Source organism: Paenibacillus sp. JDR-2 (assembly GCF_000023585.1).
In the GTDB taxonomy this organism is placed as follows: Bacteria; Bacillota; Bacilli; order Paenibacillales; family Paenibacillaceae; genus Pristimantibacillus.
Genome location: NC_012914.1, coordinates 5,862,244 through 5,877,242, shown reverse-complemented (window position 1 = coordinate 5,877,242; position 14,999 = coordinate 5,862,244). Strand labels below are relative to the sequence as shown.

At 53.4% G+C, this 14,999-nt stretch carries 8 protein-coding genes; all 8 read left to right on the top strand.

Annotated features, from left to right (window positions below; translation table 11 throughout):
• Window positions 1-111 precede the first annotated feature (111 nt).
• The 8 genes from PJDR2_RS25705 (at window position 112) to PJDR2_RS25670 (ending at window position 14,983) form a co-directional block, all read left to right on the top strand.
• The gene (locus tag PJDR2_RS25705) at window positions 112-4,623 is read left to right on the top strand and encodes a glycoside hydrolase family 3 C-terminal domain-containing protein (protein ID WP_015846661.1); all 4,512 of its coding nucleotides are present in this window, start codon (window positions 112-114) and stop codon (window positions 4,621-4,623) included.
• Between the two features lie 66 nt (window positions 4,624-4,689).
• A complete protein-coding gene (locus PJDR2_RS25700; RefSeq protein ID WP_015846660.1) occupies window positions 4,690-5,736 on the top strand; it encodes an S-layer homology domain-containing protein in 1,047 nt (348 codons plus the stop codon).
• A gap of 60 nt (window positions 5,737-5,796) precedes the next feature.
• Window positions 5,797-8,298: a GH39 family glycosyl hydrolase gene (locus tag PJDR2_RS25695; protein WP_015846659.1), complete on the top strand. Its 2,502-nt coding sequence runs from the start codon at window positions 5,797-5,799 to the stop codon at window positions 8,296-8,298.
• A 221-nt stretch (window positions 8,299-8,519) separates the two neighbouring features.
• Window positions 8,520-9,767, top strand: a complete 1,248-nt coding sequence (locus tag PJDR2_RS25690; RefSeq protein WP_015846658.1) for a PTS sugar transporter subunit IIC — start codon at window positions 8,520-8,522, stop codon at window positions 9,765-9,767.
• A 36-nt stretch (window positions 9,768-9,803) separates the two neighbouring features.
• A complete protein-coding gene (locus tag PJDR2_RS25685) occupies window positions 9,804-12,086 on the top strand; it encodes a beta-glucosidase family protein (RefSeq protein ID WP_015846657.1) in 2,283 nt (760 codons plus the stop codon).
• A gap of 145 nt (window positions 12,087-12,231) precedes the next feature.
• Window positions 12,232-13,215, top strand: a complete 984-nt coding sequence (locus PJDR2_RS25680; protein WP_015846656.1) for a glycerophosphodiester phosphodiesterase family protein — start codon at window positions 12,232-12,234, stop codon at window positions 13,213-13,215.
• Window positions 13,216-13,377: 162 nt separating this feature from the next.
• Complete coding sequence (locus tag PJDR2_RS25675) at window positions 13,378-14,019, top strand: class I SAM-dependent DNA methyltransferase (protein ID WP_015846655.1); 642 nt, start codon at window positions 13,378-13,380, stop codon at window positions 14,017-14,019.
• A 46-nt stretch (window positions 14,020-14,065) separates the two neighbouring features.
• Window positions 14,066-14,983, top strand: coding sequence for a PLP-dependent cysteine synthase family protein (locus PJDR2_RS25670; RefSeq protein WP_015846654.1), 918 nt, complete (start codon window positions 14,066-14,068; stop codon window positions 14,981-14,983).
• Window positions 14,984-14,999: the final 16 nt, after the last annotated feature.

Here is a 14,999-nt window from a genome sequence, read left to right as displayed (position 1 = left end):
TTTAGGTGTCGACAAGTTCAGCCGAGAGGGGGAGGGCTTACCGTTTCAAGCTTCGCAAGCATCCATCGTCAGTCACAATCAATTAATTGGGATGAATAGGATGGTGTCAGCATGGACAGTTCGAAGGGGATAAAAAGAAGAAAGACAGCTTCATTGTTGTTAGCCGGTACATTGATGTTCAGCGGTGCGGTGCAGATCATGCCAAGCAAGGCGTCGGCGGATGCGTTAACCTTTCATACGCAGGTAGGAGGCGTATTCGACGGAATGCCTTTGTTCGACGGGGTGCCTTCTCACCTGGATGCTTTCGTGGATACTTATTTTAATTACGTTGGCCTTGAAGGTGCTTCTTTATATGCAACGGGCATCCGCGATAACTACACGTTTGTTATGGACGATAACCCGGTCAAAGGCAAGACGGTACCGGGCGGTATCGCGGCCGCGGATAACGTATACGGCGTATCGACCGACTTTCCCGCTCTCGTTGGCCTTGGCCAATCCTGGAACAAGGAGCTGCTGACGCAGGTCGGGCAGGTTATGGGCAGCGAGAAAATCAGCCAGAACAACGTCAAGCAAGGCACGGCCAATATTCATAACGGTTCGAATGCTTCCAAGCCGATCGCTTTTACCGCATTGTCGGATTTGCGCATCAACCCGCTGAACGGACGTTTCCCGGAAGGGTACGGGGAAGACCCGTATCTGTCGGCAACGATGATTGACAATATGGCGGCAGGACTGTCCGGCACGGATCAGAACGAGAGCGATAACGGCTTCTGGATCCGGGCTATCGTAGGGACGAAGCACTTCTCCATGTACAATGCGGAATGGTTCCGGCAATCCTCCAGCACCGCGGCGGGAGCAAGGGCGATCTACGAATACCAGACCCCTTCCGCGTTCAAAGGGCTGGAATCCGGCTCCGTTTCGGGTATTATGACTTCCTTCGGCCGCACAAACGGCATTCCGAATATCATTTCTCCTTATATGATTCTGGGCGATAATGTTGCGCGGTACGGCATGTACTCGTCGCCGGACTTTAACGGGGAGCAGCATCTGTACAACACAAGCTTCGGCAATGGCTACGACACGCAGTATACGCTCGACCGCAAGCACGCGCTGGCGCTTATGGTGCTTGGTCATTCGGAATCCGTCCGCGCCTCCGGTACGGATAAGACGGATGTCGTGACGCTTGCCAACGCGGTTAAAGACGGACTGTACGGCATCACGCTGCAGGATGTGCGGGATGCGGGCAGACCGCTTGTGAATCAGCTGGTCCGTGCGGGGATTTTTAACGAAACGGACGCGAACGGCATTCCGAAATATTATCCGTTTGCCAGCCAGGCGAAGGATGTATCGTCGAGCCTTACGAGCTTCAGCACCCAAGCCCATCAGGAAGTAGCTCAGCAGGCTGCTAGGGAAACGGTTGTTCTGCTGAAAAATACGGACGGCGCGCTGCCGCTTGATAAAACGAAAAAAGCAGCGGTTGTTGGGGCTTACGCGGATATGCGCATGAAAGCCCAATATTCGGCGAGCACTCCGAGTCTTCCGGCTGCAGGCAAAACGCCATTGTTCACGATTCTGAACACGATTGGCGCTTCCAAGGTGCAATTCAATACCGGCGGCGAGGTTATCGCGCTGAAGTCGAAGGCAAACGGTAAATACCTGACTGCCGGAACGGCGGCGGGAGCGCAATTAACAGCGGATTATTCAACATCGGACAATACGTTCGGCAACGCTCAGCTGTTCGAGGTCTACGATTGGGGCCAGCAGGCGGCAAGCCTGCTCTCCAAGGAAAACAGCCGCTGGGTAACGGCGCCTACAGCAAACAATGCGGCGGTTGGCAATACGGCAACGGCAAGCCTGCTGCTGACGGGTTCGGACTGGTCCAACCTGACGTCGGTCAGCAATAACAGCACGGTTCCGGCTAAGCTGCGCATCGAAGGCAATTCGGACAATTCCGTCTCGATCATTTCCGGCGGATTGGCATTCCAGACCGGCGTATACAGCGGCCGGTATGTCACGGCGGCAGCGGACGGCAAGATTGCTACGGGCGCTGCGGCAATCGGTAATCTCGCGAACTATAATTCGCGCGGCACGGATGCGAAGTTTGAGAAAACAACGGTCAAGGAAGCCGGTGCGGATGCGGCAGCTTTGGCAGACACGCAGGATTATGCTCTCGTATTTATTGGCGCGCATCCAAGCAACAGCGCTGCGGAAGGCAATGACCGCGCGGACCTTTACCTAGGTGCCAATGATTACAAGCTGGTGAAAAACGTAGCCGCGGCTTTCGCAGCCAAGAACAAGAAAACGATCGTTGTTCTGCTCGCCAGCTCGCCGGTCATCATGGAAGAAATTCAGAACGACCCTAACGTATCGGCGGTTGTGGAACAGCCTTATTCCGGCGAATTCGACGCGCAAGGGCTTACCGATGTTCTGTATGGCGACTATGCGCCAACCGGCCGATTGACTTCTACCTGGTATGCGGATATGACGGCTTTGCCTGCAATCGATAAATACTCGATTCCGGAAGGCAGCGCGACAACGCTTAGCCAGATTGATCCTCGTTACACTGTAGATATGTCCAATGCCGATCCGGTTGAAACAAAGCTGACGTATATGTATACCTCGGCGCCTGTTACCTATCCGTTTGGCTACGGGTTAGGCTATGCGGACTTTACGTACAAGGATTTCTCGGCTCCATCAAGCGCAAGCAGCACTTCTCCGTTTAACGTATCCGTAGAGATTACAAACGAAGGCAGCATCGCAACTTCCGAGGTCGTACAGCTGTATGCCCGGAAAAACGGCTCTGCTTACGGAGCCGAAGCTCCTCAGAAGAAGCTTGTCGGTTATGAGAAAGTATCCCTTACGGCAGGCGAACACAAGGTCGTTACCTTAACCGTCGATCCTAAGGATCTTGCGATCTGGGATGTGAACAAAGGCGATTACATCGTTGAGGACGGCTCGTATTCCCTGATGGCGGGCCATTCTTCGGATGATATCCGCTTTACGGGCAATATCACGATCGGAGGCGACCAACTTGCATCGCTTTCGGCCGTAACTAAATTTAACGTCTTTGATCATGCGTTCGCGTCCAGCAATGTGGCGTATTCCGAAGCTTCCAAAGCACGGACGGTGGCCAGCCTCAGCGAAGACAAGATCGCTGGCGAATACTACACCGTTAATTCGAAGAAGCAGGGAGCTTGGGTAGCTCTGCCTAAGACCGATTTTACGGGCGCGCAAAAGCTGGCTGCCAGCGTTGCGAGCAACGGCAGCGGCGGTCATATTACGCTACGCGCGGATTCGCCGGCTAATGAGCCTTTTGCTACCATTGAAGTTCCCGTTACCTCCGTATCCACGTATACAATGCCAACCGCGGCGGATCAGACGGTACGCGAGCTTGGTTTTGCGGAAGTGGAAGCCACGGTTGACAACGCGCCGGCCGGTCTTCATACGGTTTACGTGGTATTTGATTCGCCGGATATCCGGATCGACACTCTGCAGGTTACAGAGAACGAGTTGACCATCAGCTCCCCGGCAGCGAATGCGGTACTTCCTGGAGCGGAGGTAGGAACCGCTTATGACCAGCTGCTGAATCTTGGCGCAATTGGCGGAACCAAGCCTTATGCATGGAGCGTAACCGGGCTTCCTGACGGACTTTCCTTTGACCCTGCTACAGGTAAAATTACGGGTACGCCGGCGGAAGGCAGCAATAATGCCAGTCCTTATACCGTTACGATTACGGTAACCGATGCGAATAATACGGCAATTGCAGTGACTAACACTCTGGCCGTTCATAATGCCGGTGTCCTCACGGCATCCATTACGGGTGCGAGTCAGATCTATTCCAATGCGCCGTTCAGTCTGACGGTTGGATTAAACCATGTATCCGTTCCGCTGCTGGCACAGGATATCCGGATCAGCTATGATTCCAGCGCCGTAGAATTCCTAAGCGCGGATTCGCTGGTAGAGGGAGTCAGCATTGTTGGCACGAATACGGATGAACCAGGCATCGTGCGCGTACTGGTCGTCAGCGAAGGGCCGGATCACGCAGTTACGGCTGCGGGCGACGTGATTAAGCTGAATATGAAAGCCAAGCAGGTATCGGGCAATAGGGCGGCGGTGTTTGCTATAGCCAGTGCGGAATTCTCCGATGCCGCAACCGAGATTGCGGCTGAAGCCGGCGATGCCTTAAGCGTTCAAATTCTGTACGTGAATACGCAGGCCTTGCTTGATATCATCACAGAAGCGCAAGCCTTCCATGATGCGGCGGTTGAAGGTACGGCTGTTGGCCAATATCCGGCCGGATCCAAAGCTACCCTGCAAGCAGCCATTGACGCAGCGGCAAACGTTGCCGCCGGTGCGCCAACCGAGCAGCAGGTACAAGACGCGGCAGCGGCGCTTCATACGGCGCTTCAAGCGTTCAAGCAGCTTGCTGTAACGCAGGTTGTCGGCGACGTCAACGGCGACAACAGAATCAGCGTGCTTGACCTTGCTCAAGTATCCGTCAATTACGGCAAAACTTCGCAATCCGCGGACTGGAGCTCCATTAAGCGGATGGACCTCAATAATGACGGCGTTATCGATATTTCCGATCTTGTTATCATCGCGCAAAAAATTCTGCAAGCTTAATTAAAAATCATAGGCAAGCAGGAGGAGGGATAGTCCCTTCTCCTGCTTTTATGGGGGAGTAGAAGGATGCTGCGGAAATGGTTCCTCTCGACGTTGGCAGTAGGGTTGTTGCTTGCCGGTTTGCCGGTATCTTTAGTGTTTGCCGCTGCTGCTTCTTATGAAATTAGCGCCGACCAGACAAGCGTTGGCGTGAATAAGGCGTTAACCGTAACGGTAAAAGCGAGCGAGCTGAAAAACGTATACGGTTACGAGATTGTTCTTTCTTACGATACAACCAAGCTTTCCTTACAATCCGCCAATAACCTGCTGCCCAAAAACAATGCAGCAGAACAAAACGGCTTTGCCATTTCTCCGATTAAATCCGGCAGCAAAGTGACGTTTGCTTATACGAAAGTTGGCTCCGCTACAGGCTCGGAAGGGTCAAAAGCGCTGGCCGCTTTTACCTTTGGCGGCCTTGCGGCGGGCAAAGCATCCGTCAAGATTGAATCGGTTAAGCTTGTCCACACGGATCTGACCTCGGAGAAGCAAACGCCCGATAAATCGGTTCAGGTTTACGTTTTGAATGCGAGCAGAGAGTTTACGGATGTTGCAGCAGGCTTCTGGGCGAAGGATGCTATTACGCGGGCTGCCCAAATGGGCTTTGTGAACGGTTATCCGGACGGAACGTTCAAACCGCTCAAGCAGGTTACCCGGGCGGAGTTCGTAACGATGCTGGCGCGGGCTCTGGAACTGCCGGTAGCGGAGCAGCAAGGCACCGATTTTAAAGATAACGAAAGAATAGGCAATTGGGCGAAGCCTTCTATCGCAAGCGGAGTTGCCGCGGGCTGGATCAAGGGCTTCGAGGACGGCACCTTCCGTCCGGATCTTCCGATTACGCGGGCGGAAATGACGGTTATCGTCGTGCGCGCTCTTAAGCTGGATACGGCGCAGGACGGACAGCTTGCATTCGCGGATGCGGCAAGCATTCCTTCATGGGCGAAGGATGCCGTAGCCGCGGCCGTAAAAGCAGGCCTCGTAAACGGCCGGGGCAGCAACAAATTTGTTCCTTCGGATTCCGCTAACCGGGCCGAAGCGGTGACGTTAATTTTAAGAATGGTGGATGAGCAGAAATAACGGCGCATTGATTTTCCGTTCCCCTTTGTCCCATAATAATAGCGGAAAGGGGAACGGAAGATGCGTTACCACTACGAGTTTGTCGAGACCCAGGATGATTTGCCGGTCCGGCTGTTTGTGAACAGCGTAAAGGACATCCGTTTTCATTGGCATAAAGAGATCGAGCTGATCTATGTCCTGCAGGGCGCCGTTACCGTCTATGTCGACCAGCGGCAATACCGCTTGGCCGAGGATGATATTATCGCGATCAACAGCATGTCCGTACATAAGCTTGAATGCACGAACCTGGACAATGTCCTGCTGACGCTGCAATTCGGCCCGGAGCTGCTGGATGACGAGGGGACCTTGTTTGACTGCAATTCCATGAGCCAGACGGAATACAACCGGTACCGCTATGACCGGCTCCGCCGTTGTCTTGCCCGGATGGTCTGGGAGTCGAACAAGAAAGGCCCCGGACACCGCAATTATTCCATGGGTAGCTTGCAGACGCTCATTGGCCACCTGACCCGTTATTTCACGGCAGGAACTAACGGCGGACCGCGGGAAAAAGGAAAAGACTATGACTATATGCGGCTTAACCGCATTATCCAATATGTAGACAAGCATTATAACGAGAAAATCACGCTTCAGACGATTGCCGATCAGGAGCATCTCAGCCTTCATTATTTTTCGCATTTTTTCAGCGATAAAATCGGCATTCCGTTTCAAAAGTATTTGACGCTTATTCGTCTCGAGAAGGCGGCGGCGCAGCTCTCCGATACGGATAAAAGCATGACGCAAATTGCGCTGGACTGCGGCTTTGCGAACGTGAAGCTGTTCAACCAGTATTTCAAAGGGAAATACGGAAGCACGCCTGGTTCTTACCGGGATGCTCTCGCAAACGCCAAGACGGTGGACCCGGATAGAAAGCCGCTGACGACGGAAGAGTCGTCAAGCGGCGACTACTACGAGACGGATACGATCTCGGCGATGGAGTCCTTGTACCGGTATTTGAACGACAGGGAAGGCAGTCCGCCCGTAGAGCATGATTTGCCTTCCGATATGCGGGATATGGTCGATGTTCAGGCAGATGCTTGCGTCCGGGAGGAAGTTTTCATCAAGCATTGGAATCGGGTTACAACCGCCGGCCGCGCGGTGGAAGGGCTGCGGGAGGACTGGCGCCGACAGTTTGCCGGCATGCAAGGGGATTTTCCGTTCACCCACATCCGGTTTCACGGCATCTTTAACGACGAGATGATGGTGTATTCGGAGGATGAGGCCGGAAAGCCGGTCTATAACTGGGCTTATGTAGACAAGCTGTACGATTTCCTGCTGCAGTCGGGCATTCACATTTTTGTCGAGCTTAGCTTTATGCCTGTCCTGCTGCGCCGTTCGAACGAGACGATCTTCTGGTGGAAGGGGGGCATCTCTCCGCCGGCGGAACAGGAGAAATGGAACGGACTTGTCCGCGAATTCGTCAGGCATTGCGTGAACCGGTATGGCCTTGCGGAAGTGAAGAAGTGGTATTTCGAGGTGTGGAATGAACCGGATTTAACCGATGTCTGCTGGTCGGGGACGAAGGAAGAATATTTCGCGTTCTATGAAGCGACGGCAAATGCGGTCAAGTCGGTCTCGCGGGAGCTTACGGTCGGAGGGCCGGCGTTAGGCTACGGCTCGTTATGGAACGACAACTGGGCGGAGCAGTTTATTGCGTATTGCCGCGACCGGGAAGTGCCGCTCGACTTTTTCTCGTTCCATGTGTATTCGGAATACCCGTTCCGGAAGAAAGAGATCGGCAAGCTGACGACCATTATGCCGCCTTCTTATTATTTGGACAGCATCAACCTGCTGAAGGAGAAGATCGGTTACGGCAATCCGCATACGCCTGAGCTTCATATTACGGAATGGAACTTTTCGCTGTATGACCGCAACTTGCTGCATGATACGATGTTTATGGCGCCGTTTATTATTCATCATGCGCTGGCGACATTGGGAGCGGTGGATTCCCTTGCTTATTGGTCATTTACGGACGTATTCGAGGAAAGCCAGGTGCCGCCTTCGATGTTTTATGGCGGGTTTGGGCTCATCAACCGGGAAGGGCTGCGCAAGCCCGGCTATTACGGGTTCCTTCTGTTATCTAGACTAGGCAGTCGGATTATCGCGCAAGGAGACGGCTATATCGTTACGAGGAACGGGAACGAAGACGTGCAAATCTTGCTGTACCATTATGTCCATGTCGATTCGTTGTACGCGAGCGGGGACAGGACCGGCTTAACCGAGCTGAATCGGTATTCTGTCTTTGAGGAAAAAGGGCATAAGCGGTTCCGGATTGCCCTGGAAGGCTTGTCGGGCAGCTACAAACGTACCCGGCATGTGCTGGATCGGGAGCATGGCTCGGTATTCGACGAATGGCTCCGTCTAGGTTCGCCGGCTTTTCCGACGGAGGAAGAGCTGAATTACCTGCACGGCAGAAGCGGGCCGGATATGCGGACGGACAGGCTGGAGCTCAGTGAAGGTTATGCGGAAGAGGTCGTTGTACCTCCGCATGGGGTTCAGCTGATTATGCTGGAGAAGCAGTATTGATAAGAAGTATTGATAAGGAGCTAACTACGCCCCCGGGGATAACCCGGGGGTGTTTTTTGCCGTATACGGAAGGCTTCAGGAGAACAAGCTGGGAGTAACGATGGGGATACGGCAAGAAACGGACCTGATCCCGGCAAATAAGAACGCGAAAGCGATTGGGATTGATTTTATACTAATAAAGCGGTTTCATAGACCGACTACAACGCAAGGGGGAGACAGAGATGGACCGGTTCATGAATTGGATGACCAAGAGGTTCGCTCCAAAGGTAGAGGCCTTCACCAAAAATATATGGGTAGACTCGATCCAGTCCGCGATTATGGTAATCCTGCCAATGATCTTTATCGGCTCGCTCGTGACGCTCATTTCGATTCTGAATAATTACATCCCGGGCATGCCGGATTTGACGCCGTTTACGACTTTCAGCTTTGGACTGATCGGTATATTTATTGCCTTTCTTACGCCCTACTTCGTCATGCAGAAGAAAGAACGCCACAATATTAAGCTGATTGCCGGCGCAACGGGCGTATCGCTGTTCCTGATGCTGCTTAAGCCAACCATCGGCGATGACGGGACGATTAAGTTCATTCTGGAACGGTTTGGCCCGTCCGGCATGATTACCGCGCTGCTCGTCGGAGTTGGCGTAGCGGCGGTTATGAATTTGTTCCACCGCTTCTCGTTATTCAAGAAGGATACGAAGCTGCCTGATTTTATCGTCGAGTGGTTTGATTTCCTGGTTCCGATTGCTTTATTGCTCGCGATTGGATGGGTACTGATCTATCAGCTGCACTTCGATATTTTCGAAATGATCGTCTCGGTCTTTGATCCGCTTAACGCGATCAGCCAAAGCCTGCTTGGCTTCGTACTGTTCAACTTTATCGGGGTTGTCCTCTTTTCGTTTGGCGTCAGCCCGTGGGTCATGTCACCGCTTTGGTATGCCATCTGGTTCCCGGCCATCGAGGAGAACGCCGCTCTGGTTGCCAAAGGACTTGATCCGATCAACATCAATACGTTCGAAACCTTTTTCTCCGGCTGGGTAGGCGTGGGTGGTCTTGGCGCAACGCTGCCGCTTGTCGTGCTGTTCCTGTTCGCCAAATCGCAAAAGCTGAAATCCATCGGCAAAGCAACCATCGTGCCTTCACTCTTCAACATTAACGAGCCGGTTGTATACGGTGCGCCTGTTGCCTTCAACCCGATTCTGATGGTCCCGATGTGGATCAACGGCATCGTTATTCCGGTCATTGTCTACTTGGCGCTTGATTGGGGACTGGCCGATATTCCGGCGCAAGTCTTCCAGCTTTGGTATACGCCGCTTGGTTTGTCCACTTACCTGATCTCCGGATTTCACGGGTTAATTCTGCTCGCCTTTGTATTGATTATTATGTTTGTTATCTGGTTCCCGTTCTATAAGGTCTACGATCTGCAGGAGCTGAAAAAAGAGCAGCATGCGGAAGAGACTCCAATCGTTTAAACAAATTGCACAGCAAGAAAAGGAGGTTTTCTACTTATGAAAACATCAGCGGAATTATTATCTTTAATGACCTTGGAAGAAAAGGCTTCCCTTGCAGCGGGCTCAAATATGTGGATGACGAAAGGTATCGAACGCCTCGGCATCCCCGCGATTCATATGTATGACGGCACAAACGGCATCCGTAAAACAAACAGCGACGAAGAGATGGGGGTTACCGGCCAAAACATTCCGGCCACCTGTTATCCGACCGGTTCCGCTATCGGCTCATCCTGGAACACGGAGCTGCTGCATGAGGTTGGCGTTGCGTTAGGCAAGGAAGGCCGATCGATGGGCGTTGAGCTTCTGCTGGGCCCGGGTATCAATATGAAGCGCACGCCGCTTGGCGGACGCAACTTCGAATATTACTCTGAGGACCCTTGCTTATCCGGGGAGCTTGGGGCCTCCTTCATCAACGGCCTGCAAAGCGAAGGCGTCGGCGCGTCGGTGAAGCATTTCGCCTGCAACAATCAGGAGTTCGAGAAGATGGTTACGAGCTCCGAGGTAGACGAGCGGACGCTGCGGGAGATTTACCTTAGCGCGTTCGAGCGGATCGTCAAGAAGGCGAAGCCTTGGACGTTAATGTGCTCCTACAATCTGCTTAACGGTTCGTATGCAAGCGAGAACGAGCATTTGCTTTATGATATTTTGCGGAGGGAATGGGGTTACGACGGGGTAGTTATCTCCGACTGGACAGCCGTTAACGACCGGCTTCGCGGCCTGAAGGCGGGTCTTGATCTCGAGATGCCGGGTCCTGCCGATTATAATGCGAAAGCAATTGTTGAAGCGGTCAAAAAAGGCGCTCTGGAGGAAGCGGTTCTGGATAACAGCGTCCGCCGCATTCTTGATCTGGTTGCCAAAACAACGGCGGGCTCGGAGCAGGCAGCCGAGGCAGCGGACTATCATGAGCTTGCGCGCAAGGCCGCTGCGGAGAGCATCGTGCTGCTGAAGAACGATAACGGCATTCTTCCGCTGGACCGGGAAACGCTTGGCAGCATCGCGGTAATCGGCCGGTTTGCGAAGCAGCCGAGAATTCAAGGCGCCGGCAGCGCGAACGTTACGCCAACGCGCGTAGATATTCCGTTTGATGAGCTTGAGTCGCTTGCCGGATCTTCGGTCAAGCTTTCTTATGCCGACGGTTATCCGCAGGAAGATGTTATAGACGACCGTCTTATCGCGGAGAGCGTAGCGATTGCGGCGGCTTCCGAAGCAGCCATTCTGTTCGTGGGCCAGCCTGAATTCGCGGAATCGGAAATGCATGATTTGAAAGGCATTGAGCTGCCTGTTCATCAGGTGAAGCTGATTCAGGCGGTAGCCGCGGTTCAGCCCCGCTGTATCGTGGTAACCAGCAGCGGCAGCGCTTTGGCGATGCGGGCATGGGTGCAGCAGGTTCCCGGCGTTATCCATTCCTGGCTTGGCGGTCAAGGCAGCGGCAAAGCGGTCGCCGATATTTTGTTTGGCACTGCGAATCCTTCCGGCAAGCTGTCGGAGACGTTCCCCGTGAAGCTGTCGGACAACCCGTCCCATATGCGGATCCGCGGCGAGAACGGCAAGCTGCATTACCGGGAAGGGCTGTTTGTCGGATACCGGTATTACGATAAAAAAGAATTGGCACCCGAGTTCCCGTTTGGTCACGGCCTGTCGTACACTTCATTTGCTTACTCCGGCTTGAAGACCGTTCAGCAGCCGGACGGCCAAGTAGCGGTAACGTTTACGGTTGCCAATACCGGTTCGGTGTCCGGCAAGGAAGTGGTGCAGCTGTACGTCCATGACGAGGAATGCAAGTGGACGCGGCCGGAGAAGGAATTAAAGGCTTTTGCCAAGATTGAGCTGGCACCGGGCGAGACGAAGGAAGTATCTTTTGTTCTGGAGGAACGCGACTTTGCTTATTACAACACGAAGTTCGGCAAATGGGTCGCCGAGACCGGGTACTTCCTGATATCCGTTGGCAGCTCGTCGCGGGATATCCGTCTGCGCGGACGTCTGCATTGCGATTTTGGCGAAGAGAAAGCAACCTTCCATCGGTTCAGTCTGTTTATCGACTGGCTGAATGATCCTGTGGCAAAGACGGTACTCGAGCGTTTCCTTGACGAGATGAACGCGAATATCGTGGACAAAATTCAGCTGAACGACGAGTTTGTCGGCTTCTGGGACGACTTCCCCGTCGTGAAGCTGATTCAGATGTTTGGCCAAAGCTGGCTTGGCGAACGCTCGCCAAATGAAATCATCGAAGAGCTGATCGGACAGATTGAAGAGGAGCGCCTGGCGCTCGGAAGCAAGTAAAGGAAGAGCCGCATTGCCGTTTATGGCGATGCGGTTATTCTTTTTTATTGCGGGCAAGTCATTCAAATATAACCAAGCCATCATTGAAAATGTATGGGCGCCTTGGCACAATGACGATAGTTACGTAGGGAAGAAGGCGTCTTTTATGAAGAGAATGGTCAGGATATTGAAGAATAAAGCATTTATGGTCATTGCGCTTGTTATCGTGCTCGTTTTTCTAAACAATACAACGTATTTCGCCACACCGTTTGGCGGCGAACCATTGCTGCTTGCTCATCGCGGAATGGCGCAGACCTTTACGATGGAAGACATTCAGAATGATACTTGCACCGCGGAGCGGATCTACGAACCGGTATACCCGTACCTGGAAAATACGATTGCCTCGATGGAAGCCGCTTTCGAAGCCGGAGCGGATATCGTCGAGTTCGACGTGCATATCACGAAGGATGACCAATTTGCCGTGTTTCATGATTGGACTCTGGATTGCCGTACTAACGCCACGGGCGTTACCCGGGACTATACGATGGAACAGTTAAAGCAGCTCGATATCGGCTACGGTTATACGGCCGACGGCGGAAAAACGTATCCTTTCCGAGGGAAAGGGGTTGGCCAAATGCCTTCGTTAACGGAAGTGCTGGAGCATTTTCCGACTCAATCCCTTCTAATTGACGTTAAAAGCAATGATCCCGAAGAAGGCAGGCTGCTGGCGCAATATTTGGCAAAGCTCCCCGAGGACCACAGAAGCAATCTGGCTGTTTACGGCGGGGATGAACCGATTGCAGCATTAAAGAAAGAGCTTCCGGATATGAGGGTTATGTCGAAGGCCACCATGAAGAAATGCTTGATTCCTTATCTCGCCGTTGGATGGACCGGGTATGTGCCTTCGGCATGCAGCCATACGGAAGTGCATATACCCGAGAAGATAGCCCCCTTCTTGTGGGGATGGCCGGACAAGTTTTTGGATCGCATGGCAAAAGCGGATAATCGCGTCGTGATAGTTGGCGGCGACGGCAGCGAATTTTCGAGCGGCTTTGACACGGTGGAAGATTTGAAACGCCTGCCCGAGGGATATACGGGTGTCATCTGGACGAACCGGATTGACCGGATTGCTCCCCGATATAAACGGTAACGGGGGATGATAAGCAGCTTTGCTCTTTCGTTGAGCAAGGCTGTTTCTTTTTTTGCATAAATCCGATTAATAAGGTTGGAAAAAGGAGAACAAGTTGAGCCCGGCTACATATGCTGATAGCAAGCAACACATTGTGGCAGCACGAGAGGGGCATGCGTACAGATGGGCAGAGAGTTTACAGCGCTGTTTGACGAATGGTCGGAATCTTATGATCGGACGGTTGCCGGGGAAGATGTGGAGTATCGGGAAGTATTCGCGGGATATGACCGCATCCTTGAAGCGGTAGCCGAGAGGGTTAGCGGCACGATTGTAGAGTTTGGGGTAGGCACGGGCAATTTGACGGAGAAATTGCTCAAACGGAGCGATAAGGTGTACGGCATTGAGCCCTCGGAAGGCATGCGCCGGGAGGTGTCGAAGCGCGAACTGCCGATCCGGCTTCTGGATGGCGATTTCCTGGACTTTCCCGAGCTGCCGGAGCGGATGGACGCGATTGTCAGCACCTATGCTTTTCACCATTTGACGGATACGGAGAAGGACCAAGCGATTGCCCTGTATAGCCAATTGCTTGCACCGGGCGGGCGAGTGGTATTTGCGGACACCTCCTTTGCCAATGCGGAGGAGCGTTACGAGATTGAACAATCTGCCCTTGAAGCGGGCTTTCTAAATTTATATCAAGATTTGCGCACGGAGTATTATACGTCTCTCGATGTTTTGAATAAGCTGTTTACGAATCACGGTTTTACGGTCAGCTTCACCCGTCTCAACCGTTATGTCTGGCTGCTGGAAGCGGTCAAGCTGGCCTGAAATCACATGCACCTCTAGACGGGAACAGCAGAGGAGAGATGCTTGCATGGCTATTTATCGCAATGTCCGTGAGCTGATCGGAAATACACCCATTGTTGAACTGACGCGGTTTCCGTTACCCGCAGGGGTCCGGCTATTTGCCAAGCTGGAGCTGATGAACCCCGGGGGGAGCGTCAAGGACCGTCTAGGTCTGGCGCTGCTGCGCGATGCGGCAGAGCGCGGCGAGCTGAAGCCTGGAGGGACCATTATAGAACCAACGGCAGGCAATACGGGGATTGGTCTAGCCCTAGCCGCGGTTGGTACCGACTATAAAGTTATCTTTGTAGTACCCGAGAAATTCAGCATCGAGAAGCAGACACTGATGCGCGCGCTTGGAGCGGAGGTCGTCAATACCCGGTCCGAGGACGGGATACTTGGGGCGATTCGCAAAGCGGAGGAGCTGGCGTCTTCTATACCTGGAGCGTATTCACCGGCGCAGTTCTCGAATCCGGCGAACCCTTCGGCTTATTACGATACGCTTGGTCCGGAGCTGTGGCAGGAGCTGGACGGGAAAGTGGATGTCTTTGTGGCGGGAGCGGGAACGGGCGGAACGTTTATGGGAACGGCAAGGTATTTGAAGGAGCAAAATCCGGCAGTAAAAACGGCTGTCGTCGAGCCGGAGGGCTCGATACTGGCTGGCGGCAAGTCCGGTCCGCACCGGACCGAAGGCATCGGCGTGGAAAAGCTGGCTCCGTTTATGGATCCCTCCTACTTCGATGCGATTCACACCATTACGGACGACATTGCGTTTGCCCGGGTGAAGGAGCTGGCAAGGCTGGAAGGCCTGCTTGTTGGCAGCTCCTCCGGCGCGGCGCTTGAAGCTGCTCTCAGAGAAGCGGAGCATGCGCCATCGGGAAGCCATATCGTGACGATATTCCCGGACGGAAGCGAGCGCTACCTGAGCAAGCAGATTTACGGGGGATAGGGGAGGCGGCTTGACG

What these genes read in the sequence shown, in the direction of transcription:
- PJDR2_RS25705 (WP_015846661.1), top strand. Translation starts at nt 112, where the DNA reads ATGGACAGTTCGAAGGGGATAAAAAGAAGAAAGACAGCTTCATTGTTG.
- PJDR2_RS25700 (WP_015846660.1), top strand. Translation starts at nt 4,690, where the DNA reads ATGCTGCGGAAATGGTTCCTCTCGACGTTGGCAGTAGGGTTGTTGCTT.
- PJDR2_RS25695 (WP_015846659.1), top strand. Translation starts at nt 5,797, where the DNA reads ATGCGTTACCACTACGAGTTTGTCGAGACCCAGGATGATTTGCCGGTC.
- PJDR2_RS25690 (WP_015846658.1), top strand. Translation starts at nt 8,520, where the DNA reads ATGGACCGGTTCATGAATTGGATGACCAAGAGGTTCGCTCCAAAGGTA.
- PJDR2_RS25685 (WP_015846657.1), top strand. Translation starts at nt 9,804, where the DNA reads ATGAAAACATCAGCGGAATTATTATCTTTAATGACCTTGGAAGAAAAG.
- PJDR2_RS25680 (WP_015846656.1), top strand. Translation starts at nt 12,232, where the DNA reads ATGAAGAGAATGGTCAGGATATTGAAGAATAAAGCATTTATGGTCATT.
- PJDR2_RS25675 (WP_015846655.1), top strand. Translation starts at nt 13,378, where the DNA reads ATGGGCAGAGAGTTTACAGCGCTGTTTGACGAATGGTCGGAATCTTAT.
- PJDR2_RS25670 (WP_015846654.1), top strand. Translation starts at nt 14,066, where the DNA reads ATGGCTATTTATCGCAATGTCCGTGAGCTGATCGGAAATACACCCATT.